The sequence below is a fragment of the Streptomyces sp. NPDC053665 genome (assembly GCF_055585285.1).
On record NZ_JBVJKK010000002.1, the window covers coordinates 38122 to 63909 of the forward strand.

The 25788-nt window shown below is 71.6% G+C and carries 18 protein-coding genes; 5 read left to right on the top strand and 13 right to left on the bottom strand.

What is annotated here, in order from left to right; translation table 11 throughout:
• Positions 1–2283: an ABC transporter permease gene (locus ACZ6ZN_RS07770; RefSeq protein WP_469644101.1), complete on the top strand. Its 2283-nt coding sequence runs from the start codon at positions 1–3 to the stop codon at positions 2281–2283.
• 66 nt (positions 2284–2349) lie between these two features.
• Here the strand turns inward: ACZ6ZN_RS07770 and pgi are convergent, their stop codons facing one another.
• The 12 genes from pgi to uvrC form a co-directional block, all read right to left on the bottom strand.
• Positions 2350–4002, bottom strand: a complete 1653-nt coding sequence (gene pgi / locus ACZ6ZN_RS07775) for a glucose-6-phosphate isomerase (RefSeq protein WP_469644103.1) — start codon at positions 4000–4002, stop codon at positions 2350–2352.
• 69 nt (positions 4003–4071) lie between these two features.
• Positions 4072–5340, bottom strand: coding sequence for an MFS transporter (locus tag ACZ6ZN_RS07780; protein ID WP_451880162.1), 1269 nt, complete (start codon positions 5338–5340; stop codon positions 4072–4074).
• 121 nt (positions 5341–5461) lie between these two features.
• Entirely contained in the window at positions 5462–5797 is a 336-nt protein-coding gene (locus ACZ6ZN_RS07785; protein ID WP_078066843.1) for an RNA polymerase-binding protein RbpA, read from the bottom strand.
• 207 nt (positions 5798–6004) lie between these two features.
• Positions 6005–6241 carry a preprotein translocase subunit SecG gene (secG, locus tag ACZ6ZN_RS07790; RefSeq protein ID WP_369196361.1) on the bottom strand — a complete coding sequence of 79 codons (237 nt, stop codon included), beginning with the start codon at positions 6239–6241 and terminating at the stop codon, positions 6005–6007.
• 96 nt (positions 6242–6337) lie between these two features.
• Positions 6338–7114 carry a triose-phosphate isomerase gene (gene tpiA / locus ACZ6ZN_RS07795; protein ID WP_398111896.1) on the bottom strand — a complete coding sequence of 259 codons (777 nt, stop codon included), beginning with the start codon at positions 7112–7114 and terminating at the stop codon, positions 6338–6340.
• A 6-nt stretch (positions 7115–7120) separates the two neighbouring features.
• Positions 7121–8332: a phosphoglycerate kinase gene (locus ACZ6ZN_RS07800; protein ID WP_451880163.1), complete on the bottom strand. Its 1212-nt coding sequence runs from the start codon at positions 8330–8332 to the stop codon at positions 7121–7123.
• A 145-nt stretch (positions 8333–8477) separates the two neighbouring features.
• Positions 8478–9485 (bottom strand): type I glyceraldehyde-3-phosphate dehydrogenase, encoded by a 1008-nt coding sequence (gap, locus tag ACZ6ZN_RS07805; protein ID WP_398111898.1) that lies wholly within the window; start codon positions 9483–9485, stop codon positions 8478–8480.
• A 225-nt stretch (positions 9486–9710) separates the two neighbouring features.
• Positions 9711–12662: a M14 family metallopeptidase gene (locus ACZ6ZN_RS07810; RefSeq protein WP_469644110.1), complete on the bottom strand. Its 2952-nt coding sequence runs from the start codon at positions 12660–12662 to the stop codon at positions 9711–9713.
• Between the two features lie 150 nt (positions 12663–12812).
• Positions 12813–13802 carry a DNA-binding protein WhiA gene (gene whiA / locus ACZ6ZN_RS07815; RefSeq protein ID WP_398111900.1) on the bottom strand — a complete coding sequence of 330 codons (990 nt, stop codon included), beginning with the start codon at positions 13800–13802 and terminating at the stop codon, positions 12813–12815.
• Positions 13793–14872: a gluconeogenesis factor YvcK family protein gene (locus tag ACZ6ZN_RS07820; protein ID WP_469644113.1), complete on the bottom strand. Its 1080-nt coding sequence runs from the start codon at positions 14870–14872 to the stop codon at positions 13793–13795. Before ACZ6ZN_RS07820 ends, whiA begins: the two co-directional genes overlap by 10 nt.
• Entirely contained in the window at positions 14869–15828 is a 960-nt protein-coding gene (rapZ, locus tag ACZ6ZN_RS07825) for an RNase adapter RapZ (protein ID WP_451880166.1), read from the bottom strand. The genes ACZ6ZN_RS07820 and rapZ overlap by 4 nt, the downstream gene beginning before the upstream one ends.
• Entirely contained in the window at positions 15825–18071 is a 2247-nt protein-coding gene (uvrC, locus tag ACZ6ZN_RS07830) for an excinuclease ABC subunit UvrC (protein WP_469644116.1), read from the bottom strand. The genes rapZ and uvrC overlap by 4 nt, the downstream gene beginning before the upstream one ends.
• Before the next feature lie 252 nt (positions 18072–18323).
• Here uvrC and ACZ6ZN_RS07835 point away from each other — a divergent pair, with 252 nt between their 5' ends.
• From ACZ6ZN_RS07835 to ACZ6ZN_RS07850, 4 genes are all read left to right on the top strand, one after another.
• The gene (locus ACZ6ZN_RS07835) at positions 18324–18485 is read left to right on the top strand and encodes a hypothetical protein (protein WP_469644119.1); all 162 of its coding nucleotides are present in this window, start codon (positions 18324–18326) and stop codon (positions 18483–18485) included.
• 366 nt (positions 18486–18851) lie between these two features.
• Positions 18852–19799, top strand: a complete 948-nt coding sequence (locus ACZ6ZN_RS07840) for a hypothetical protein (protein WP_469644121.1) — start codon at positions 18852–18854, stop codon at positions 19797–19799.
• A 442-nt stretch (positions 19800–20241) separates the two neighbouring features.
• Positions 20242–21345, top strand: coding sequence for a LacI family DNA-binding transcriptional regulator (locus tag ACZ6ZN_RS07845; RefSeq protein WP_469644124.1), 1104 nt, complete (start codon positions 20242–20244; stop codon positions 21343–21345).
• 129 nt (positions 21346–21474) lie between these two features.
• The gene (locus ACZ6ZN_RS07850) at positions 21475–22383 is read left to right on the top strand and encodes a carbohydrate kinase family protein (protein ID WP_469644126.1); all 909 of its coding nucleotides are present in this window, start codon (positions 21475–21477) and stop codon (positions 22381–22383) included.
• Between the two features lie 221 nt (positions 22384–22604).
• On the opposite strand, the gene uvrA is transcribed toward ACZ6ZN_RS07850, so the two are convergent.
• Positions 22605–25670, bottom strand: coding sequence for an excinuclease ABC subunit UvrA (uvrA, locus tag ACZ6ZN_RS07855; RefSeq protein WP_469644129.1), 3066 nt, complete (start codon positions 25668–25670; stop codon positions 22605–22607).
• Between the last annotated feature and the right edge of the window lie 118 nt (positions 25671–25788).

A 25788-nucleotide genomic window follows, 5' to 3' on the forward strand; every position in this document is an offset into this window, starting at 1 on the left:
ATGCGAGCCACCCTGCGCTGGGCCCACTCCGATCTGCGCACGCACCGCGGCGAGGCGCTGTTCCTCGTCCTCGCCACCGCGGGCGTCGTCGCCTCCCTGCTGCTGGCCACCGCCCTGTTCGGGTACGCGACCAACCCCTGGCAGCGCGTCTTCACGCAGTCGCACGGCGCGCACGTGTGGCTGCACACCGACTCCTCCGCCGACGCGGGCAGACTGGCCGCGCTGGACGGTGTCGACGAGGTCGCCGGACCGTATCCCACCGCCGCCACCAGCGTCTCCGCCCGCGGCAGCCGAGCCTCGGTGGAACTGCGCTCCACCGCCCAGCGCCCGTCCGTCGGCCGCCCGCCGCTCGTCTCCGGGCACTGGCTCGACCCCGCGACGCCCGACGGCGTCGTGCTGGAGAGCCGCCTGGCCCGGGCGCTGCTGGTCCAGCCCGGCGACACCCTGGAGGTGCCCAGCACCGCCCGCCGGCTGACCGTCGTCGGCCTCGCCGACAGCGCCGAGCCGCGCTACCGGCCCGGTGAGCAGCCGGGCCTCGTGTGGGCGCTGCCGGCGGCCGTGCCCGATCCCGGGGGCCAGGTCATCGGGCTGCGGCTGACCGACCCGGGCGACACGTCCTACGTCGTGCAGCGGGCCGTGACCGTGCTGGGGGCGGGCGCGATCGGCGAGGTCTCCACCTGGCAGCAGGCCCGCGCCGAGGCCCAGGGGGACAACCGGCTGCTCGGGCAGGTGCTCGGACTGTTCGGGCTGGGCGCGCTGGTCGCCGCCGGTCTCGCCGTGCACGGCGCGATCAGCACCCGTATCCGGGGCCATCTGCGCGACCTGTCGGTGCTGAAGGCGATCGGCTTCACACCCGGGCAGGTCGTGCGCGTCTTCCTCCTTCAGCACCTCGCCTACGCCCTGCTCGGCGCGGTGTCGGCCGCCGCCCTGGCCGAGGCCCTGGGCAGCCGGATCCCGGGCCGGCTCGGGGACGCGGTCGGGGTGTGGCAGGGACTGCCCGGGCACACGGTGGCGCTGCTCGTGGTCCCCGCCGGGGCGGTGCTGTTCATCGGCGCGACCACCGGGCTCGCCGCCTGGCGCGCCGGGCGGGTGCCGCCGGTGCCGGTGCCCCGGCCCGCCGCGACCTCGGGCGGGCGGTTGTCCGGCGTGGCCCGCCGGGCGCTCGGCGTGCGGGTGCCGCCCGCGCTCGTCCTGGGCTGGCACACGGCGTTCCCCCGCCGTCCCCGCTCGCTGGCCACGGTCGCCCGCCTCGCGCTGCCGCTGCTGCTGATCGTGGTGGCGGTGAGCGCGTGGACCACCCTCGACCGCTTCCACAGCCGGCCCGAGCAGGTCGGTCTGCCCACCACCCTGAGCGTCCGCGCCGATTCCGGACCGGACGAGCGGGGCGTCCGCGCGCTCCTGGAGGACGACCCGCAGGTCGCCGCCGCCTACCCGGGCGTCGAGACGGCCGCCCTGGTACCGGGCCAGACCGCGACCATCGCCCTGCGCGGCCTCGGCACCCGGGCCGAGCCGTATCCGTACAGCCTCGCCGAGGGCCGTCCCGCCCGCGGCGCCGACGAGGCCGTGGCCGGGCAGGGGCTGCTCGACCTGCTGGACGTGCGCGTCGGGGACTGGGTGCGCATGACCGTCGGGGACCAGCCGCAGATCCTGCACATCGTGGGCCGCAGCATCGAACCGGAGAACGCCGGCCGGGTGATCTCGACGTCGCTCGACACCCTCCGCGCCAACGACCCCGGGCTCCGCCCCACCCTCTACGAACTGCGGCTGAAGCCCGGCGCCGATCCCGCGGAGGTCGCCGGGCGGCTCGCCTCGGCCGGGCACGGCCGCCTCGACGTGCACGCCGTGACCAACCCGGCCGACGGGCTCTCCCCGCTGCGCGCCGTGGTCGCCGGGCTGATCGCCGTCCTCGCCCTGATCGGGCTGATCGAGCTGCTCACCGCGATCGGCGGCACCGTCCGCGAGGGGGAGCGGGACCTGCTGGCGCTGAAGGCCGTCGGCCTGTCCCCCCGGCAGATCACGGCGGTCACCGTCACGGCCACCGGCCTCACCGCCCTGGCGGCCGTGCTCGCCGCCACCGCCCTGGGGCTGCCCCTCGCCCGGTGGCTGATCGACGCCCAGGGCAGGTCGAGCGGCATCGGCGCGGGCATCGCGCAGGGCCCCTCGGCACTCCTCGTGGTGCTGCTCGGGGCCGCGGCGGTGCTCTGCGCGGCCGCCCTGGCCGCCGTCCCCGCCGCCCGGTCGGCCCGGCGCCGCCTCGCCGACACCCTCAGCGCCGTGGCCTGACGCCCTCCGGCGGGCGGGGTCCGGCCCCGCCCGCCGTGCGTGACGCTTCACGCTGTCCCGTGACCGTCACCGACGGCCGCGCGCCTCCCGGTACGCGGCGACCAGCGCCCGGGTCGAGGCGTCCAGGCCCTCGACCTCCGCGCCCTCGGTGAGGGCGGGTTCGACGCGCTTGGCGAGGACCTTGCCGAGTTCGACGCCCCACTGGTCGAAGGAGTCGATGTTCCACACCGCGCCCTGGACGAACACCTTGTGCTCGTAGAGGGCGACCAGCTGACCCAGCACGGACGGGGTCAGTTCGGTGGCCAGGATCGTGGTGGTGGGGTGGTCGCCCCGGAACGTCTTGTGCGCCACCAGCTCCTCCGGCACGCCCTCCGCGCGCACCTCCTCGGGTGTCTTGCCGAAGGCGAGTGCCTGGGTCTGGGCGAAGAAGTTGGCCATCAGCAGGTCGTGCTGGGCCTTCAGCTCCTCGCTCAGCTCGGCGACCGGCCGGGCGAAGCCGATGAAGTCCGCCGGGATCAGCTTGGTGCCCTGATGGATCAACTGGTAGTAGGCGTGCTGCCCGTTGGTGCCCGGCGTGCCCCACACCACCGGCCCCGTCTGCCACCCGACCGGCTCGCCCGCACGGTCCACGGACTTGCCGTTGGACTCCATGTCGAGCTGCTGGAGGTAGGCGGTGAACTTCGACAAATAGTGGCTGTAGGGCAGGACGGCGTGCGACTGGGCGTCGAGGAAGTTGCCGTACCAGATGCCCAGCAGACCCATGATCAGCGGGGCGTTGGCCTCGGCCGGGGCGTTGCGGAAGTGCTCGTCGACGATGCGGAAACCGTCCAGCATCTCCCGGAAGCGGTCCGGGCCGATGGCGATCATCAGCGACAGGCCGATCGCGGAGTCGAAGGAGTAGCGGCCGCCCACCCAGTCCCAGAACTCGAACATGTTGTCCGGGTCGATACCGAAGCCGGCGACCTTCTCGCCGTTGGTCGACAGGGCCACGAAGTGCCGGGCCACGGCCTTGTCGTCGCCCAGCCCGGCCAGCAGCCAGGAACGGGCCGAGGTGGCGTTGGTGATGGTCTCGATGGTGGTGAAGGTCTTCGAGGCGACGATGAACAGCGTCTCGGCCGGATCCAGGTCCCGGATGGCCTCGTGCAGGTCGGAGCCGTCCACGTTCGACACGAAACGCACCGTCAGCTCGCGGTCGGTGAACGCCCGCAGCGCCTCGTAGGTCATCGCGGGGCCCAGATCGGAGCCGCCGATGCCGATGTTGACGACATTGCGGATCGGTTTGCCGGTGTGCCCGGTCCACTCCCCCGAGCGCACCTGCCCGGCGAAGTCGGCCATCTTGTCGAGCACGGCGTGCACACCCGGCACCACGTTCTCGCCGTCGACCTCGACCACCGCGTCCCGCGCCGCGCGCAGCGCCGTGTGCAGCACGGCCCGGTTCTCCGTGGTGTTGATCCGCTCACCGCGGAACATGGCGTCCCGCAACCCGAACACGTCCGTCGCCACGGCCAGTTCCCGCAGCAGCCGCAGGGTGTCGTCGGTGACGAGGTGCTTGGAGTAGTCGATGTACAGGTCGCCCACGCGCAGGGTGTAGGCGCTGCCGCGGCCGGAGTCGGCGGCGAACAGCTCGCGCAGCCCGACGCCGCCGAGTTCCTCGCGGTGCTGGGCCAGTGCGGTCCACTCGGGCGTCTGGTTGAGCCTGGTACGGCCGTCTGCGTTCATCCCGGTCTTCAGCCTTCTTTCCTGTCCTGCCTGCGTACCTTGCCCCGCTGCCGGTCCCAACCTAATTGATCAGCGCGTGACGTCGGTCGCCGTGGCGCCGGGGTCCGGCTCGACGACAGATACGTCCGCGCGCAGCGCCGGTATCAGCGCGAGGACGGACAGGACGAAGAAGGCGGCCGTCAGCAGGGGCGGGGTACTGGGTCCCCAGAAGGTGGCGGCGGCCCCGCCCAGCAGCGCGCCCAGGGGCACTCCGGCGAGAGCGAGGGTCCGGAAGGCGGAGCTGACCCGGCCGAGCATGCCCGCCGGGGCGCGTTCCTGCATCAAGGTCGTGGTGTTGACGTTCCACACCATGCCCATGAACCCGAACACCGCCAGCGCGCACACGAGGACGGCCAGGCTGCGCACGGTGCCCATGAGGACCAGGGCGCCGGTCTGCACCGCCCCGGCGAGCAGCACGGAGCGCAGGCGGCCGAGCCGCGTCACGATCCGGCCGTTCAGCACTCCCCCGGTCAGGCTGCCCACGGTGAACGCGGTGCCGGCCGCCGCGTAGCCCGCGGGCCCCGCTCCCAGCCAGTCGGTGACGAGGACGACGAGCAGCGCGAGCAGGCCGCCCATGCCGATATTGCACAGGGCGGTGGCGGCGCACAGTCCGCGCAGCGGGCCGTCGCGCCGGAGGTGGCGCAGCCCCTCGGCGATCTCGCGGCGCAGGGTGCTGCCCGCAGGCCGCGCTGCCCGCTCGGACCGGGCGGCGGGCAGGGAGGCGATCAGGGCGGCGGCCACCAGGTAGGTGAGGGCGTCGGCCGCGAACGGCACCGCCGCCCCCGCAGCGAGCAGCAGCGGCACCACGGGCCCCCCGAGGAGGCCGCCGGCGATGCGCTGGCCGGTCATCAGCCGGGCGTTGGCGCTGCCCAGGGCGTCCCGGTCGACCAGGTCGGGCAGGAGGGCCGTGGCCGCGTTGTCGAAGAGGGTCTGCAAGGTGGTGAGCGCGAAGGCCAGGGCGACGAGCAGGCCGATCGAGGCGTGGCCGAGGGCGACGGCGACGGCGAAGGCGCCGGTCAGCAGTCCGCGCGCCGCGTCGACCGTCCACATCGCGCGCCGCTGGTCCACCCGGTCGGCGACGGCCCCGCCGAGCAGGCCGAAGACGATCCAGGGCAGGTAGCCGCAGGCGGTGACGGAGGCGACGAGCAGCGGCTCGTCGGTCAGGGTGACGGCGAGCAGCGGCAGCGCGGACGTGCGCAGCGCGTCCCCGAAACTGGACAGCACCGCCGCGCTCCACAGCCGCCCGAAACTGCCGCGCCATGCGGGCGCACGGGCCTGCCCCGCCTCCACCGTGACCACCGCTCCCCCTCCGGTTCATCCGATGCGCACACCGTAGGGGGTGGCACTGACAACCGGCCGGGGCCAAGGGCCTCAGGCAGTTCCGGCCGGGCACCTGTGGGTGCCCGGCCGGTGTCGACTTCTAGATCTCGCCCCGCAGTTTGGCCAGCGCCTCGGCGAGGATCGCCTCGCCGTCCGCGTCGCTGCGCCGCTCCCGGACGTACGCCAGGTGCGTCTTGTAGGGCTCGGTGCGCGGCGGGTCCGGGGGGTTGTCCCGGTCCTGGCCGGCCGGAAAGCCGCAGCGGGGACAGTCCCAGGTGTCCGGCACCTGCGCGTCGCTGGCGAAGCTCGGCTGGGTCTCGTGTCCGTTGGAGCACCAGAAGGAGACGCGCAGCCGCGGCGCGGACTCGCCGCGCTCGGCCTCGCCCATCGGCCCCGCCCCGACCCGGCTTCCCCGGATCGCGTTGCCACTTGCCACGGTCGTAACTCCCTGCGTGATGGTGCCGCGAAGCGATTCGGCGTTCCGCTTCGCTGCGAGCGCCTCAGTCTACGTAAGGCCCAACGCGCGTCCAGTGATTGGAGTTACAACCCTCACCCCTAGACGCAAGCCCCATGATAGGCCGCGCTCAGCTGCGCGTACCCGACATGGGGCTTTACGTACGAGTCCGTGCGGAGTGCCGCTCGGTCAGTTGTTCATCTTCATCAGGATGCCGAGCACGACAATGCACGCGAACCACAGCAGACCGATCACCACGGTGATCCGGTCGAGGTTGCGTTCGGCGACCGAGGAGCCACCGACGGAGGACTGCATGCCGCCACCGAACATGTCGGAGAGGCCGCCGCCCTTCCCCTTGTGCATCAGCACCAGCAGCATCAGCAGCAGGCTGAAGACGATCAGGGCGATCGAGAACCCCAAAACCACGGCTGGACCAACTTCCTCGGAATGCGGACGGACGACGCGGGGCCCAGCACGGCGCTGGACCCCGCAAGGGTACGACGAATCGCCGTTAGCGCATACTCACTGGTCGCGGAAGCGCACGATCTTGACGAACTCGTCGGCGTCCAGCGAGGCACCGCCCACCAGGGCGCCGTCGATGTCGGCCTGGGCCATGATCTCGGCGACGTTGCCCGACTTCACGGAGCCGCCGTACTGGATGCGGACCTTGTCGGCCAGCTCCTGCGAGTACAGCTCGGCGATCTTGCCGCGGATCGCCGCGCAGACCTCCTGGGCGTCCTCGGCACCGCAGACCTTGCCGGTGCCGATGGCCCACACCGGCTCGTAGGCGACCACGACGGTCTCGGCCTGCTCGGCGGGGAGGTCCTTCAGACCGCCCTCGACCTGGGCGAGGGTGTGGGAGACGTGGTTGCCCGCCTCGCGGACCTCCAGCTCCTCGCCGACGCACAGGATCGGGGTGATGCCGTGCTTGTAGGCGGCCTTGACCTTGGCGTTCACCAGCTCGTCGGTCTCGGCGTGGTACTGGCGGCGCTCACTGTGGCCGATGGCGACGTACGTGCACTTCAGCTTGGCCAGCATGGGGCCGGAGATCTCACCGGTGAAGGCACCGCCGTCGTGGGCCGAGATGTCCTGGGCGCCGTACTTGATCTTGAGCTTGTCGCCGTCGACCAGGGTCTGCACGGAGCGCAGGTCGGTGAAGGGCGGGAGGACGGCGACCTCGACGGCCTCGTAGTCCTTGTCGGCCAGGGCGAAGGCGAGCTTCTGGACGTGCGCGATGGCCTCGAGGTGGTTGAGGTTCATCTTCCAGTTGCCCGCCATCAGCGGCGTGCGCGTGCTCATAAAGGGTCAGTCCTCCAGTGCGGCGAGGCCGGGGAGCGTCTTGCCCTCGAGGTATTCGAGGGAGGCGCCGCCACCGGTCGAGATGTGGCCGAATGCATTCTCGTCGAAGCCCAGGATGCGGACGGCCGCGGCGGAGTCGCCACCGCCGACCACCGTGAAGGCCCGGGAGTCGAGGAGAGCCTGGGCGACCGCCTTGGTGCCCTCGGCGAAATCGGGGTGCTCGAAGACGCCCATGGGGCCGTTCCAGAAGACGGTGGCGGCGTCGGCGATCTTCGATGCGTACAGCTTGCGGGACTCGGGGCCGATGTCCAGCCCCATCTGGCCGCCCGGCATGGCGTCGGCGGCCACGGTGCTGGGCTGCGCCGGCGCCTTGGTCTTCAGGTCCGGGAACTCCGGGGCCACCACGACGTCCACGGGCAGGACCAGCTCGACGCCGTTCTTCTCGGCGCGCTCGATGTACTCCCGGACGGCCGGGAGCTGGTCCTCCTGGACCAGGGACGTGCCGATCTCGTGGCCCTTGGCCTTGAGGAAGGTGAAGACCATGCCGCCGCCGATGAGCAGGCGGTCGGCCTTGCCGAGCAGCTGGTCGATGACGGCCAGCTTGTCGGACACCTTGGCGCCGCCCAGGACGACCGCGTAGGGGCGCTTGACGTCGTCGGTGAGCTTCCTGAGGACACCGACCTCGGTGGCGATGAGGTGGCCGGCGTAGTGCGGCAGGCGGCCCGGGAGGTCGTAGACCGAGGCGTGCTTGCGGTGCACCGCGCCGAAGCCGTCACCGACGTAGACGTCGGCGAGGGCGGCCAGCCGGTCCGCGAACTCGCCGCGCTCGGCGTCGTCCTTGCTGGTCTCGCCGGCGTTGAAGCGCAGGTTCTCCACGACGGCCACCTGCCCGTCGGCCAGGCCGGCGACGACGCCCTGGGCGGACTCGCCGACCGTGTCGGTCGCGAAGGCCACGTCGGCGCCGAGCAGTTCACCGAGGCGCGTGGCGGCCGGGGCCAGGGAGAAGGCCGGGTCCGGGGTGCCCTTGGGGCGGCCCAGGTGCGAGGCGACGACCACGCGGGCGCCCGCCGCGGCGAGGGCCTCGACCGTGGGCAGCACCGCGCGGATGCGGCCGTCGTCGGTGATGGTCGTGCCGTCCAGCGGGACGTTCAGGTCGGCGCGGACGAAGACCCGCTTGCCCGCCACTCCCTCGGAGAGGAGTTCGTCGATCGTCTTCATGAAAGGGGACTCCTGAAAGAGCTCGTGAGCGCTCGTAAGCGCTCGTGATCGAACAGCTCTGATCTGTACGTGCGTCAGGGCTCGGACGGCGCGACCGCGCGCTGCCCGAGCCCTGCTCTCACACCGTGGTGCCTGGTCTATTCGATCAGAGCTGGTTGCCGACGAAGACCGTGAGGTCGACGAGGCGGTTGGAGTAGCCCCACTCGTTGTCGTACCAGCCGATGACCTTCACGTTCTTGCCCTCCTGGACCATGGTCAGGGAGGAGTCGAAGGTGCAGGACGCCGGGGCGTTGACGATGTCGGACGAGACGATCGGGTCCTCGGTGTACTCGAGGATGCCCTTCAGCTCGCCCTCGGCGGCCTTCTGGAAGGCGGCGTTGACCTCTTCCTTGGTGACCTCGCGCCCGAGCTCCAGCACCAGGTCGGTGACCGAGCCGGTCGGGACCGGCACGCGCATGGCCATGCCGTCCAGCTTGCCCTTGAGCTGCGGCAGGACCAGCGCGGTGGCCTTGGCGGCACCCGTGGTGGTGGGGATGATGTTCTCCGCGGCGGCACGGGCGCGGCGCAGGTCCTTGTGCGGGAAGTCCAGGATGCGCTGGTCGTTCGTGTACGCGTGCACCGTCGTCATCAGGCCCTTGACGATGCCGAAGTTCTCGTCGAGGACCTTGGCCATCGGCGCCACACAGTTGGTGGTGCAGGAGGCGTTGGAGATGACGTGGTGGTTCGCCGGGTCGTAGGTGTCCTGGTTGACACCCATCACGATGGTGACGTCCTCGTCCTTGGCCGGAGCCGAGATGAGGACCTTCTTGGCGCCGCCCGCGATGTGCTTCTCGGCGTCCGCCTTCTTGGTGAAGATGCCGGTCGACTCGATGACGATGTCGACGCCCAGCTCACCCCAGGGGATGTCGGCGGGGTTGCGCTCGGCGAGGACCTTGATGGTCCTGCCGCCGACGGTGATGGTGTCCTCGGTGTGCGTGACCTCCTGCTTGAGGCGGCCGAGGATGGTGTCGTACTTCAGCAGGTGAGCGGTGGTCGCGGTGTCACCCAGGTCGTTGACAGCCACGATCTCGATGTCTGCACCCTGCTCCAGCAGCGCGCGGAAGTAGTTACGACCGATGCGGCCGAAGCCGTTGATGCCTACGCGGATCGTCACGAACCGATCTCCTCGTTGGTACGCCGGCCATGAGGTGCCGGCGAGCTCTGTTTGGGATGTCCCCGACCGCCTACGACCCTACCTCCCTGGAGCCCGGGTGGTGACATTCAGATGCCTCATACACGGCAGGGCGGTCCGTACCCGCCAGTAGGGGTACGGACCGCCCACCGCCGAAGGGGGATCAGCCGATCCCGCCCACGGTCCGGGTCCCCGCCGACCGGGGTGTCACACGTCCAGGGAGGCCAGTGCCTTCCTCATCAGCGCCGCCCGGTCGGCCGCCGCGGTGACGTGCTCCAGGCCGAAGCCCAGCAGCACGGTGTCGTCCGTGGTGACGGCGCCGTACGTCTGGAACAGGGCGCCGGTGCGCGCCCAGTCCTTGAGGACGGCCGGGCTGCCCTCGGGCGGTCCGGTGACCTTCCAGGCCCCGAGCGAGGTCTCGAAGCCCTCGGTGTCCTTCGCCGCGCCGTCGACGACGAGCGAGGCGTTGTCGGCGCACACACCGCGCCCCCCGGTGCCCGGGTCGGTGACATAGGCGATCGACAGCTCGACCGTCCTGCCCGCGTAGGCGCTCAGGTCGAACTCCACCTGCTGCCAGCCGCCGGACGAGCCGGTCAGGCTGTGCCAGGCACCGCTGGTGCCGGTGGCGGTGCAGCCGTCGGCACCCTGGGTCAGGTAGTGCTTCAGCCAGGGGTGCTCGCCGATGTAGAACCCGCCCTCGCACTCGGTCGGCACGGTGCTCCTGGTCGCGCCGCCCTTCTCGGGCAGGGTCGTCCAGTCGTCGGCGCCGGCGGTGCGCGCCTCGACGACGACGTGGTCGTAGCCGGCCTCGGTGTCCCACAGCAGCTGGGTGCGCAGCGTGGGCCGCTCCGCGGCGGTGGTGCCGCCGAGGTCCACGGTGCGGCCGAGGCGCTTGTAGGCGTCGTCGGTGTGGACGGCGGCGGCCATCCCGCTGCCCGCGTAGGGACCGTACGGATTGACGGTCCCGGCGAACTGCCCGGCGCCCTTGCTCGCGAACTGCGGGTACTGCCCGACGGGCAGTTCGTCGGAGGTGACGCTGTAGGTGCCCGCCTTGTCGAGCGGGTTGCCGGGTGCCGCGCCGAGCGGGGTGGTGACGCCGCCCAGTTCACCGGAGCCGGTGAAGGCGGTGGCCCCGGGGGTGGAGGTGCGGGTGTAGGCACCCAGGTAGTACTGGCTGAAGTCGTTCGACAGGGCGCCGCCGAGGTCGACGCTGCCGCCGGCCTGCTCGCCCGCCTCGATCAGCCGGCCGCCCTCGTTGAGGAAGGCCCGCAGCTGCAGCTGGGTGGCCACGCCCGGGGTGCTCGCGCCGGTGTAGTGGACGACGGTGTCGAAGTGGCTCAGCACGCCGAGCGCGTCGGGTGCGCCCTGACGGGCCACGTCCCAGACGAGCGCCTTGCGGCCGTTGGCCTTGAGCGCGTCGACGTACTTCTGGGCCTGGGTCGCGGTCGCGCCCTCCTCGGCGACGACGAGGGCGTCCGCGCGGGGCCGCTCGGCGACGGTGTAGGTGAAGTGGTCGCTGGAGACCTTCTTGCCGTTCTTCGCCTCACCGGTGAACCAGACCTCGACCTCGTCGCCCGGCTCGCCGTCCTTGACCTTCGCGCGGTACTCGTCGAAGTAGAGGTTGTCCTCGCCGCCGTAGGTCTCGCCGCCCTTCCAGGGGCGCAGCGCCATGTCGCGGGTGCGGCCGCCGTCGACGCGGTACTTGAGCTCCTTGTCGCGCACGGACTTGCGCACGACGACGGACACCTCCTGGTCGGCGCCGCGGGAGTAGGACGTGCCGAACGCGGCCGGGGTGAAGTCGGCGGCCTTCAGCCCGACGGAGGAGGACGGCCGGTCGGGGTGCGCGGCGGTCTCGGCGACGGAGAGCGCGAACGGGACGTTCTTGGCGAACTCCTGCTGGATCAGCTTCTCGTCGTCCGGGAAGGTGAACACCGACTGGCAGTCGGACGCCTTCCACTCGTCGTTCGGGTCCAGGTCCGAGGCGCTCTGGCAGGTCGACATCTCGGGCGTGAACATCGCCATGCCGTTGACGTTCGCCGCGTGGCCGTCCGCCTCGCCGTTGGTGGTGTACAGCTCGGAGGAGAGCTGCGGGTGGTAGCCGGGGACGGCGGAGTTCTCGGGCGTGCCGGCGAGCGCCTTGTACAGCACGTCGTCCGGGGTGTGCGTGGCGACCTGCCAGCCGACCCCGTAGAGGAGGAGTTCGGCGGCGGAGTGGTAGTTGATGCCGTACGTGAAGCCGATCCGCTTCTCGAAGGCGTCGAGGGCCTTGGTCTCCGGCTCGGAGTTCGGCCCGGCGCCCCGGTAGGTCTGGCTGGTGGGGTTCGGGGACGAGCCCTCGTCGTCGTAGCCCCACTTGTAGGCGAAGTTGCGGTTGAGGTCGACGCCGTCGCCGGTGGTGATGGTGCCGTCCCCGTTGACGTCCCGCAGGTTCTTGCGCCACTGGCGGTTGGCGGGGTCGGCGAAGGTGAAGTCGTAGCCGTCGGGGTTGGCCGACAGCAGGAACCACACCTCGGTGGAGTCGACGATCTTCTTGATCCGCCGGTCCTTCTTGTAGTTGTCCAGGTAGTGGTGCATCAGGCGCCGGGTCATCTCCGGCGTGATCCACTCACGCGCGTGCTGGTTGGACATGTAGAGGACGGCCGGCTTGGAGCCGTCCTTGCTCCGCTTCGCGCCCTTGGTCAGCTTCAGCGCGAGGATGTCCTGGCCCTTGACCGTCTTGCCGATGGAGACGACCTTGGTGAGGTCCGGGTTCTCCTGGGCGGTGCGCAGCAGCTCCTCGCGCAGCCCGCCCTTGCCGCTGTACGGCCGGAACACGCCCTCGGCGGCGGCGTCGACGCGCTTCTCGGCCGTGGCCGTGAGGTCGTGCTCGGTGAGGTCGACGCCCTGCCTCTCCAGTTTCCGCGCCTGCTGGTCCGTCAGGTAGACCTCGACGGTGGCGGTGCCCTTCTCGGGGACGCGCTCACCGAGTTCGTGGCCGTCCTGGCCGGCCGCCAGCAGCAGGGGTACCTGCTTCTGTGTGACGTCGGCGCGGAAGACCTTGACCTCGTCCGGGTCGGACGGGGCCGGACTCCCGGGTTGTGCCTGGGCGATGGGTGCGATGCTCGCTCCGCCGAACAGGAGCGCGCCGACAGCGAGGATCGATCTCGCTCTTCGTCTCATGAACCCCCCTAGCGTGGGTCCGCCACAGCAGCGAACAGATGCCAGGCTCATGACAGACCATGATCGAGTCAAGGGGGCCTCGGACACGCGAAACACCGGCGCCGACCACCCAAGTGGGCGTCGGCACCGGCGGGGTGACGGTCTGTGAGGTCAGCCGACGAGGTTGTCGGCCAGCTCGTCGCTGAGGTTGGCCTCGGTCCCCGGGATGCCGAGGTCGGAGGCGCGCTTGTCGGCCATCGCCAGCAGGCGGCGGATCCGCCCGGCGACCGCGTCCTTGGTCAGCGGCGGGTCGGCGAGGGCGCCCAGCTCCTCCAGGGAGGCCTGCTTGTGCTCCATGCGCAGCCGGCCGGCCGCGGCGAGGTGCTCGGGCACGTCCTCGCCGAGGATCTCCAGGGCACGCTGCACGCGGGCGCCGGCGGCGACGGCCGCGCGGGCCGAACGGCGCAGGTTGGCGTCGTCGAAGTTGGCGAGCCGGTTCGCCGTGGCGCGCACCTCGCGGCGCATCCGGCGCTCCTCCCAGGCCAGCACCGACTCGTGGGCGCCGAGCCGCGTCAGCAGGGCGCCGATCGCGTCACCGTCACGGACGACGACCCGGTCCACGCCGCGCACCTCGCGGGCCTTCGCGGGGATCTGGAGGCGCCGGGCGGCGCCCACCAAGGCAAGCGCTGCCTCGGGACCCGGGCAGGTCACCTCCAGGGAGGAGGAGCGGCCGGGCTCGGTGAGCGAGCCGTGCGCGAGGAACGCGCCGCGCCAGGCGGCCTCGGCGTCGCAGGTGGCCCCCGAGACCACCTGCGGGGGCAGACCGCGGATCGGGCGGCCCCGCCCGTCGACCAGACCGGTCTGGCGGGCGAGCTGGTCACCGCCGGCGACCACGCGCACCACGTACCGCGAGCCGCGGCGCAGACCGCCCGGTGCCATCACGATCAGTTCGGAGCTGTGGCCGAAGATCTCCAGGATGTCCCGCTTGAGGCGGCGGGCCGCCATCGCGGTGTCCAGTTCCGCCTCGATCACGATGCGGCCGCTCACCAGGTGGAGGCCGCCGGCGAACCGCAGGATGGCGGAGACCTCCGCCTTTCTGCAGCAGGTCCGGGTGACGGGGAGCCGGCTGATCTCGTCCTTCACCGCTGCCGTCATCGCCATGGGCCGATCCTTCCATGCATCCGAAAAATACGGTCGTACGCGGCGGCCAACAGCTCCGGGTCGTGCCTCGGGGTCCCGTCGGGCCTGGCCACCGGCGCCAGCTCGACCGCGGCCCCGAAGCGCTTGGCGGCGTCGGTCAGGGAGTCGCGGTCGGGCACGGCGGCCTCGTCGGCCAGCACCACGTCCAGGGCGAGTTTAGGGGCGTGTCGTCCCAAAACCTCCAAATGACGCTGCGGGGAGAAGCCCTCGGTTTCTCCGGGCTGCGGGGCGAGGTTCAGCGAGAGTACCCGGCGGGCCTTGGTCTGCGAGAGCGCGTCCAGCAGCTCGGGCACCAGGAGGTGCGGAATGACCGAGGAGAACCAGGAGCCGGGGCCCAGCACCACCCAGTCGGCGTCCAGGACGGCCTCGACCGCCTCGGGGACGGCCGGCGGGTCGCAGGGCACCAGGTGCACGGACTGCACCTCGCCCGGGGTGAGGGCCACGGTCGCCTGGCCGCGGACCGTGTCGACCTCGTCGGGGCGCTCCGGGTCGTGGCCCCTGACCAGGGCCTCCAGCGCCAGCGGCACCGCCGACATGGGCAGCACCCGGCCCTGGGCGCCCAGCAGGCGCCCCACCAGGTCGAGGGCCTGGACATGGTCGCCGAGCTGCTCCCACAGCGCGACGATCAGCAGGTTGCCGACGGCGTGCTCGTGCAGGTCGCCCTGGGACTGGAAGCGGTGCTGGATGACCCGGGCCCAGGTCTGGCCCCAGTCGTCGTCCCCGCACAGCGCGGCCAGCGCCTTGCGCAGGTCGCCGGGCGGCAGCACGCCCAGCTCGTCGCGCAGCCGCCCGCTGGAGCCCCCGTCGTCGGCGACGGTGACGACGGCGGTGAGGTCGCCGGTGATCCGGCGCAGTGCGGCGAGCGAGGCGGACAGGCCCATGCCGCCGCCGAGGGCGACGACCTTGGGCTGGGCGCCGCGGCGGCGCGGCCGGCCGCCCCGGGCCTCGGCGGGCCGGCCGCCCCGGTGCCCGGTGCCGCCCTCGGGCACCACCCGGCGCAGCCGGCCCAGCCGCGGTGTACGTGGTGTCATTCGCGTCCCATGTCCCGGTGTACGACCACCGTCTCCACGCCCTCGGCGGCGAGCCGGGCGGCCAGCTTCTCCGACATGGCGACCGAGCGGTGCTTGCCGCCCGTGCAGCCCACGGCGATGGTCACGTAGCGCTTGCCCTCGCGGCGGTAGCCGGTCGCGACGAGCTGGAGCAGCTCCGTGTAGCGGTCGAGGAACTCCTTGGCGCCGGGCTGGTTGAAGACGTAGCCCGAGACCTCCTCGTTGAGACCCGTGTAGGGGCGCAGCTCGGGGACCCAGTGCGGGTTCGGCAGGAAGCGGCAGTCGACGACGAGGTCGGCGTCGACGGGCAGGCCGTACTTGTAGCCGAACGACATCACCGTGGCCCGCAGCTCCGGCTCCTCCTCGCCGGCGAACTGGGCGTCCATCTTGGCGCGCAGCTCGTGCACGTTCAGGCTGGAGGTGTCGATCACCAGGTCGGCGTCGCCGCGCAGCTCGCGCAGCAGCTCGCGCTCGGCGGCGATGCCGTCGACGATGCGGCCGTCGCCCTGGAGCGGGTGCGGGCGGCGCACCGACTCGAAGCGCCGCACCAGGGCCTCGTCCGAGGACTCCAGGAAGACGATCCGGCGCGTGACGTGCTTGGCCTCCAGGTCGGCGAGGGACTCGCGGAGGTTGTCGAAGAAGCGGCGGCCGCGCACGTCGACGACGACGGCGATGCGGGCCACGTTGCCCTGGGAGCGGGCGCCGAGCTCCACCATGGTGGGGATCAGGGCGGGCGGCAGGTTGTCGACGACGAACCAGCCGAGGTCCTCCAGGCACTTCGCGGCCGTCGAACGGCCCGCCCCGGACATGCCGGAGATGATCACCAGCTCGGGGATGGCCGGCTCGGGGACCTGGGCCTTGTCGTTGGGCTTGCCCGTACTCACCTGTGCTCCGTCCCCGGCTTGCTCGTCCGGCCCGTGGTGCTCGTTCACATTCATGTCTCCTGCCCCCGTCGTTCGTCCGGGGCGCCCGCTGCCACGGGCTCCCCACCGGAACCCATCGTGCCCGGTTCCTCTTCCATGATCTCTCCAGTCGCCGTGTTGACGGCGGGTGCGGCCGGGGCCGAGCGGGCCAGCGCGACGGCGATCGTCTCGGCCGTCTTGCGGCCTATGCCGGGGACCTCGCAGATCTGGTCGATCGTGGCGGCCCTCAGCTTCTTCAACGAGCCGAAGTGCTTCAGGAGCGCCTGCTTGCGCGTGTCCCCGAGACCGGGGACGTCGTCCAGGGGGCTGGAACGGAAGCGCTTGGAGCGCTTGGCGCGCTGGTAGGTGATGGCGAACCGGTGAGCCTCGTCACGGACCCGCTGGAGCAGGTAGAGGCCCTCGCTGCTGCGGGGCAGGACGACCGGGTCGTCGTCCCCGGGGACCCAGACCTCCTCCAGGCGCTTGGCCAGCCCGCACACCGCGATGTCGTCGATGCCCAGCTCGTCCAGGGCCCGCCGGGCGGCGGCGACCTGCGGGGCGCCGCCGTCGACGACGACGAGCTGCGGCGGGTAGGCGAACTTCCTGGGGCGGCCGTCCTCCTCGGTGAGTCCCAAGGGGGCGACCGGGGCGCCGGAAGCGGTGAGCACGTCGGGAGCGGTCTCTTCGGGGGTGCCGGGGCCCTCGGGGGTCGGGGCGAGGGGGTCCGGGGCCTGAGCGAGCGTGTCTGGGGCCGGGGTCCCTGCGGCGGGGAGGGCGTCCTGGCCTGCCGGGGTCTCCGTATCAGTGAGGGCGTCCGTACTGGTGAGCGGCGTCTCACCCGATCCGGTGTCGGCTCCGTCAGTCCACTCGCCCGTCTTCTCCTTCTCCGCCAGGTAGCGGCGGAAGCGGCGGGTGATCACCTCGTGCATGGAGCGGACGTCGTCCTGCCCGGCGAAGCCCTTGATCTGGAAGCGCCGGTACTCGCTCTTGCGGGCGAGCCCGTCCTCGAAGACGACCATGGAGGCCACCACGTCGTCGCCCTGGAGATGCGAGATGTCGTAGCACTCGATCCGCAGCGGGGCGCCGTCGAGGTCGAGCGCGTCGGCGATCTCCTCCAGGGCGCGCGAACGCGTGGTCAGGTCGGAGGCGCGCTTGGTCTTGTGCAGCACCAGCGCCTGCTGGGCGTTGCGCTGCACCGTCTCCATCAGGGCCTTCTTGTCACCGCGCTGCGGGATGCGCAGGGACACGTTCGACCCGCGCCGCCCGGCCAGCCACTCCTGCACCGGCTCGACCGGGTCGGGCAAGGCGGGGACCAGCACCTCCTTCGGCACGGCGTCGCCGGTCTCCTCGCCGTAGAGCTGCTGCAACGCGTGCTCCACCAGGGCGCCGGTGGTGATCTCCTCCACCTTGTCGGTGACCCAGCCGCGCTGACCTCGTACGCGACCGCCCCGCACGTGGAAGATCTGGACGGCCGCCTCCAGCTCGTCCTCGGCGACGGCGATCAGATCGGCGTCGGTCGCGTCGGCGAGCACGACCGCGTTCTTCTCCATGGCCTTCCGCAGGGCCTCGATGTCGTCGCGCAGGCGGGCCGCCCGCTCGTACTCCATCTCCTCGGCCGCCTCGCCCATCTGCCGCTCCAGGCGGCGGATGTACGTGGTCGTCCGGCCCGTCATGAAGTCGCAGAACTCGTCGGCCAGTTCGCGGTGCTCCTCGGGGGAGACCCGGTCCACGCAGGGCGCGGAGCACTTGCCGATGTAACCGAGGAGGCAGGGGCGGCCGGTGCGGGCGGCGTTCTTGAAGACACCCGCCGAGCACGTGCGCACCGGGAAGACGCGCAGCAGCAGGTCGACCGTGTCGCGGATCGCCCACGCGTGCGCGTACGGCCCGAAGTAGCGCACGCCCTTCTTCTTGTGACCGCGCATCACCTGCACGCGCGGGAACTCCTCGTTCATCGTCACCGCGAGGTACGGGTAGCTCTTGTCGTCGCGGTACTTGACGTTGAACCGGGGGTCGAACTCCTTGATCCACGAGTACTCCAGCTGGAGCGCCTCGACCTCCGTGGACACCACCGTCCACTCCACGGACGCCGCCGTGGTGACCATGGAGCGGGTGCGCGGGTGCAGTCCGGCCAGGTCCTGGAAGTAGTTCGCCAGGCGCTGGCGCAGGCTCTTCGCCTTTCCGACGTAGATCACCCGGCGGTGCTCGTCGCGGAACCTGTAGACCCCCGGCGAGTCGGGGATCTCGCCCGGTTTCGGGCGGTAGCTGGAGGGGTCGGCCATGCTCACACCCTACTGGCGAGGACCGACAGCGCGGCCGGGCGGCGGGTCCTGCCCGGGGTCCGGTGAGCGGGCAGTTTCCAACGGCATGTCCCGCTCCGGGATTACCGGGGCCCGGGAGCGGGAATGCAGGCTTCCCACGGGGCACGGCGACGTCCGGGCGGGCGGAGGCGTGTCGGTGCAGACACAGGTTGTCAGGCGGACCGGCCGCTCCCACGCGGGGCGGTGCGGGCCACGGGTCGGAGGGCTGCGCGGATGAAGCGGATGCGGATCGAGAAGAACCGGCGCACGAGCCGTGCCCGCCGGTACGCGGACGAGCCGTTCGCCCTGGGCGACGCGCTGGACCCCCGTGACCCCGACATAGTGCGGGCCAAGAGGCTGGCCCTCGAGGAGCGTGCCGGGACCGAACGCACCTAGAGGCACGGTCGGGAAGCACGCCGTCACCTTGAACGCCCGGGGCGCACGCCCCGGGCGTTCGCATGTCCCGGCCCGGTCCGGCCCGTACCGTCCCGTCTGGCCGGTCCTGGCCGGTCCTGTCACGGCCCGTCCCGGCCCTGACCCGCCCCGAGTGCGTCACTGTCCGGAACGCTCCGGCCGGGAGTGCGTCACTGTCCGGCATCAGGTGTTGTCGGGACCAGGTCAACACGCTTCAATGCGGGGGAACTCGGGGCCTGAACGTCGGCGTACGGATGTGAAGAACCTCTGCCCACCCCGACGGGGCGCCCCGGGAGCACTGTGCGAACGGTCTGACCAGCCGTTGCCGACTCACAGAGAGGCCCCTGCATGCCGCACGCCACACAGCTCGCCGACGTCGCTCCCACGGAACTGGACTCGGTCCTGCGGGGCGGGCCCTTCCACGTCGCCCTGCGTGCCGCGATCGCCGCCCGGGGGCTGCCGCTGCAACGCGTGCAGCACCACCTGTCCCGTCGCGGCGTGAAAGTGGGCGTCACCAGCCTCAGTTACTGGCAGCAGGGTGCCCGTCGCCCGCAGCGCCCGGAGTCCCTGCGGGCCGTGCGGGCCCTGGAGGAGATCCTGGACCTGCCCGAGGAGTCGCTGATCCGGCTGCTGGCCGAACCCGGCGACGGCCCGGCCGGGCAGCGGTCCGCCGCCCGCTCCTACCGCTCCCTCGTCGAGGCCTCGGGGGTCCTCGACCAGCTGCTCGCCGAACTGGACAGCCCCGCGGACGCCGGGCTGCACACCCTCGCCCACCACGAACGCCTGCGGATCGGGGCCCGGCGCGAGCTGGCCGAACGCGAGTCGCACCACATCGTGCGCGCCCACCGCGACGGCGTCGACCGCTTCATCGCCGTCCACCACGGCGACCGGGGCGCCGTCCCGGAGCGCATACGTGTGCACCCCCTGGAGAACTGCCGCCTCGGGCGCGTGCGCCGGCACAACGACACGGGCGTCCTGGCGGCCGAGCTGCTGTTCGACACCCGGCTGCGCTCCGGGGACACGTTCCTCTTCCGCTACGGCGTGGAGGACGGAACGGCCGGCGTGTCACGGGAGTACGTCCGCGGCTTCGACTCCCCCGGCGGCCAGTACGCACTCCAGGTGTCCTTCGACGCCGCCGCCCTCCCGCAGCGCTGTCACCGCTTCGCCCAGCACTCGGCGGCGGCACCGCGCAGCGGGTGCCAGGAGCTGCCGATCAGCGGGCACCACCGCTCGGTCCACCTGGTCGAGCCTCGGGTTCGATCCGGGTTCCTGGGGATCGGGTGGGATTGGGAGTAGGGGTGGGGGTCGGGGGTGGGAGGGCTGGGGCCGGTCGCGCGTAAACGCTTGCGTAGGCGCTTACGGGGGCGCACGACCGCAGCGCTCATGCCAATGCCTCCACCCGCGTAAGCGGTTACGCCAGCGTTCGCGCAATTGGTGATGCGAGGCGCTGCGGAGGCGGACGCTATCGGCGTAAACGGTTGCGCGAGCGCTCGCGTAGACGCTTGCGCGAACGCCCCTCACCAACGCACGCATACCCTCGCTCGCTTGCTTACCTTCGCCCCCGCCAGCCCGCCAGCCCGCCGGCCCGCCAGCCCGCCGCCCGCCGCCTGGACGCGTACGCACCACAACGCCCGGCTCAGAAACTCGTCCACGTAAACGCTTACGCAAGCGTTTACGCACCCCCCGCAATGCGATACCTTCCCCGCCTGAGCCCGATCGGAGAAGAGAAGGGAGCGGCATGGCCACCATGGCCGACGTCGCGCGGAGCGCCGGAGTCTCCGTGGCGACCGTCTCACACGTCCTGAACGACACGCGGCCGGTGCTCCCGCACACCCGCCAGGCGGTGCTGGACGCCGTGGAGGAGCTGGGCTACACGACTAACACGCTGGCCCGTTCCCTGGTGACGGCTCGTACCCGGTCCATCGGTCTGGCCGTGTCGGCGATCACCAACCCCTACTTCACCGAGATCCTGCAGGGTGTCGAGGCGGCGGCTGTGGAGGCCGGCTACAGCCTGCTCATCGCCGATCCGCACGACGACCCCGAGCACGAGCGCAAGGTCGTCCAGTTGCTCCATGAACGCCGGGTGGACGGCATGATCGTCGCGCCCTCGGCAAAGCCGCGTGAGCTGCTGGCCTACCTGTCGCGGCACGGTGTGCCGGCCGTGCTGCTCGACCGGCTGGTGGATCCGCCGGACGCGGAGGGCGGCCCCCGCTTCGACCAGGTGTGCGCTGACAACGCCGAACCGATGTCCCGGCTGGTCACCCATCTCGCAGGGCTGGGACATCGGCGGATCGGGTTGGTGGCGGGGCTGCCGGGGCTCAGCACCACCAGCGAACGGATCATGGGCTACCGCAGCGGTCTCGCCTTCTCGGGGCTCTCGTACGACGAGCGGCTCCTGGTGCACGGCGACTCCGAGTCGGCCGGCGCCGAGCGGGCGACCGCCGACCTGCTCTCCAGCGGCGCACCCCCCACAGCACTGGTGACCGGCAACAACGCCATGACCATCGGCGCCCTGCGGGCCCTGCGCGCCCGCGGCGTGTCCGTGCCGGACGGCATGGCGCTGTGCTGCTTCGACGACTTCGCCTGGGCGGACCTGTTCTCGCCCCGGCTCACCGCCGTGGCCCAGCCCAGCAAGGAGATCGGTGCCCGGGCCGTCCGCGTGCTGCTGGAGCGCCTGGGCGAGCCGGACCGGCCCGCCCGGACCGTGCGGCTCCCCTGCACCTTCGTCCACCGCACGTCCTGCGGCTGCCCCGACCCGTCGGAGAGCCCGGCCACGAGCGTGCCGCACAACCGACCTGAACAGCGGACCGGCGACCCGTCCGCCATCGAGACCCGCCGGTGAACCCGTCGGAGAAGTCGGCCGTGGACCCACCGCCCGGAAACGCGCGCACGAAGCCGCCCGAAAACTTGCCCGTGAACCCGCTCGAGGACTCGTCCTCGCATCCATCCGTCCGGAGAAGGGACCCCGAACGTGATCGTCGTCGCCGGTGAGGCACTGATCGACCTGGTACCGCAGGGCGCGGGCGCCCTGGCGGCGCTGCAGCCCGCGCTCGGCGGCGGCCCGTTCAACACGGCCGTGGCGCTCGGCCGTCTCGGCTCCCCCACCGCGTTCTGCTCGCGGGTGTCGGACGACGCCTTCGGTGAGGCCCTGCTGGACCGGCTCCGCACGACCGGAGTGGACGTGTCGTCGGTGCAGCGCGGTGGCGAGCCCACGACGCTGGCCGTGGCGACACTCGGCGAGGACGGGTCCGCCGCGTACGCGTTCTACGTCGAGGGGACGGCGGACCGCCTGTTCACGGCACCGACAGCGCTGCCGCCCGGGACCCGTGCCGTCTCGTTCGGGACGTGCTCGCTCGTACTGGAGCCAGGGGCGAGCGCGTACGAGGAGTTGATGCGTGCGGCCGCCGGGCAGGGCGTGTTCACGGCCCTTGATCCGAACATCCGACCGGGACTGATCGCGGACCCGGACGCCTACCGGGCACGGTTCAAGAGCTGGCTGCCGTCGGTGTCGCTGCTGAAACTGTCCGCGGAGGACGCCGAGTGGCTCGGCGGCACCCCCCAGGAGTGGCTGGCATCCGGACCGGCGGCCGTCGTGGTCACCCGGGGTGGTGCCGGTCTGACCGCGTACACGCGCGACGGCGGCGAATACGCCGTGCCGGGCGAGCGGGTCGAGGTCGTCGACACGATCGGCGCGGGCGACACCGTGAACGCGGCGCTGCTGCACGGACTCGCCGTCCGTGACGCCCTCACCGACCGGGGCGTGACCGGTCTGGGCGAGGACGGCTGGACGGAGCTGCTGCGGTTCGCGGCCCGTGCGGCGGCGGTGACGTGCTCACGGGCGGGCGCGGAGCCGCCGTACGCCCGCGAACTGGAGGACTGACGGGCATCAGTCCCGCAAAGCCGGACCCCCGCGAATCCGGAGCCCCGGGAGGCCAGACCCTCCGGAAGGCGGACCCCTGGTGGGCTCGCCGAGTGTCCTGTCGACCGGGCCCCGGTGTGCGGCCCGACGAACGACGACGCGCCGTGCCCCCGGGAGGTCCCGGTGGGGGCACGGCGCGTCATCGGCAGGCGATCGGCGTCCGCTGACGCCGATCGCCGGGATCAGCCCTTGGCCGTCCGCGTCGTCTTCTTCGCGGCGGCCTTCGTGGTCGTGGTCGCGGACTTCGTGGTCGCGGACTTCGTGGTCCCGGACTTCTTGGCCGCGGCCTTCTTCGCGGCGCCGACCGACGTGGTGGTGGTACGGGTGGCCCTGGACTGCGCCGGGACCGTCTTCTTGGCCGTGCGGCGCGGTGCCTTCACCGAGGACGAGGACGCGTCGCTGACGCGGTCCGCCCCGAGGATCTCCCGCAGGAACTTGCCGGTGTGGCTGGCCGGAACGGCGGCGACCTGCTCGGGCGTGCCCTCGGCGACGACCAGTCCGCCGCCCGCGCCGCCCTCGGGACCCATGTCGACGATCCAGTCGGCCGTCTTGATCACGTCGAGGTTGTGCTCGATGACGATGACCGTGTTGCCCTTGTCGACCAGGCCGGAGAGGACCTTCAGCAGCTTGCTGATGTCCTCGAAGTGCAGACCTGTGGTCGGCTCGTCCAGGACGTAGACCGTGCGGCCGGTGGAGCGCTTCTGCAGTTCGCTGGCGAGCTTCACGCGCTGCGCCTCGCCGCCGGACAGGGTCGTCGCGGCCTGGCCGAGGCGGACGTAGCCGAGGCCGACGTCCTTGAGGGTGTTGAGGTGCCGGGCGATCGCGGGGACGGCCTCGAAGAAGTCGGTCGCCTCCTCGATGGGCATGTTCAGCACCTCGGCGATGGACTTGCCCTTGTAGTGGACCTCCAGGGTCTCCCGGTTGTACCGGGCGCCGTGGCAGACCTCGCACGGGACGTAGACGTCCGGGAGGAAGTTCATCTCGATCTTGATGGTGCCGTCGCCCGCGCAGTTCTCGCAACGGCCGCCCTTGACGTTGAAGGAGAAGCGGCCGGGCATGTAGCCGCGGACCTTCGCCTCGGTGGTCTCGGCGAACAGCTTGCGGATGTGGTCGAAGACGCCGGTGTACGTCGCCGGGTTGGACCGCGGGGTGCGGCCGATGGGCGACTGGTCGACGTGGACGACCTTGTCGACGAGGTCGTCGCCCTCCACGCGCGTGTGCCGCCCGGGCACGTTCCTCGCGCCGTTCAGCTCGCGGGCCAGGTGCGTGTACAGGATGTCGTTGACCAGGGTCGACTTGCCCGAACCGGACACGCCCGTGACGGCAGTGAAGACGCCCAGCGGGAAGGACACGTCGATGTCCTGGAGGTTGTTCTCCCGGGCTCCGTGCACGGTGAGCTGCCGGGAGGGGTCCAGCGGGCGGCGGATCTCGGGCAGCGGGATGGCCTTCTTGCCGGACAGGTACTGGCCGGTCTGCGACTCGTCGTTGGCCAGCAGCTCCTTCAGGGATCCGCTGTGCACGACCTTGCCGCCGTGCTCACCGGCGCCGGGGCCGATGTCGACGACCCAGTCGGCGACCTTGATGGTGTCCTCGTCGTGCTCGACGACGATGAGCGTGTTGCCCATGTCGCGCAGCCGGACCAGGGTCTCGATGAGCCGGTGGTTGTCGCGCTGGTGCAGGCCGATGGACGGCTCGTCGAGGACGTAGAGCACACCGACGAGGCCGGAGCCGATCTGGGTGGCCAGGCGGATGCGCTGGGCCTCGCCGCCGGAGAGGGTGCCGGCCGCGCGGTTGAGGGAGAGGTAGTCCAGGCCGACGTCGACCAGGAAGCGCAGCCGCTCGTTGACCTCCTTCAGGACGCGCTCGGCGATCTTCTTGTCGCGGGCGGTGAGCTTCAGCTCGCCCAGGAAGTCCGCGCAGTCGCTGATCGACATGGCGGAGACCTCGGCGATGGACTTGCCCATGATCGTGACCGCGAGGACGATCGGCTTCAGCCGCGTGCCCTCGCAGGTGGGGCAGGGCACCTCGCGCATGTAGCCCTCGAAGCGCTCGCGGCTGGAGTCGCTCTCGGCCTCGCTGTGCCGGCGCTTGACGAAGGGCACGGCACCTTCGAAGGCCGTGGTGTAGCGGCGCTCGCGCCCGTAGCGGTTGCGGTAGCGCACCTCGACCTGGGTCTTGTGGCCGTACAGCAGGGCCTTCTTGGCGCGCTGCGGCAGGCCGCCGAAGGGGATGTCCGTGCGGAAGCCGAGCGCGTCGGCGAGGGCACCGATCAGACGGGCGAAGTAGTCCTTGGTGTGACCGTGGGACCAGGGGTGGATGGCGCCCTCGTCGAGGCTCTTGTCCGGGTCCGGGACGATCAGCTCCGGGTCGACCTCCATGCGCGTGCCGATGCCGGTGCACTCCGGGCAGGCGCCGAAAGGCGAGTTGAAGGAGAAGGAGCGGGGCTCCAGCTCCTCGAAGGACAGGTCGTCGTACGGGCAGTAAAGGTGCTCCGAGAACATGCGCTCGCGCTCGGGGTCGTCCTCGGGGAGGTCGACGAAGTCCAGTACGACCATGCCGCCGGACAGGCCCAGGGCCGTCTCGACGGAGTCGGTGAGGCGGCGCTTGGCGCCGTCCTTGACCGTGAGGCGGTCGACGACCACCTCGATGGTGTGCTTCTCCTGCTTCTTCAGCGTGGGCGGGTTCGACAGCTGCACCGTCTCGCCGTCCACGCGCGCGCGGGAGTAGCCCTTGGTCTGCAGGTCCGCGAAGAGGTCGACGAACTCGCCCTTGCGCTCGCGCACCAGCGGCGACAGCACCTGGAAGCGGCTGCCCTCGGGCAGTTCCAGGACCCGGTCGACGATGGCCTGCGGCGACTGGCGGGAGATGGGGCGGCCGCACTGGGGGCAGTGCGGCTTGCCGATGCGGGCGAAGAGCAGCCGCAGGTAGTCGTAGACCTCGGTGATGGTGCCGACCGTGGAGCGCGGGTTGCGCGAGGTCGACTTCTGGTCGATGGAGACGGCCGGGGAGAGGCCCTCGATGAAGTCGACGTCCGGCTTGTCCATCTGGCCGAGGAACTGCCGGGCGTAGGAGGAGAGCGACTCGACGTAACGCCGCTGCCCCTCGGCGAAGATCGTGTCGAAGGCCAGCGAGGACTTGCCCGACCCCGACAGGCCCGTGAAGACGATGAGCGAGTCGCGCGGGAGGTCGAGCGAGACGTTCTTCAGGTTGTGCTCGCGCGCTCCACGGACGATGAGACGGTCGGCCACGCCGGTCCGCACCTTTCTTGAGAGAAGTGACAGGGGCGAGGCCCCCGTCTTTCCCAGACTAGGGGGAGCCACTGACAACGCCGGAAGGATTCACGGGTGTCAACAATCCCCGGCTCTC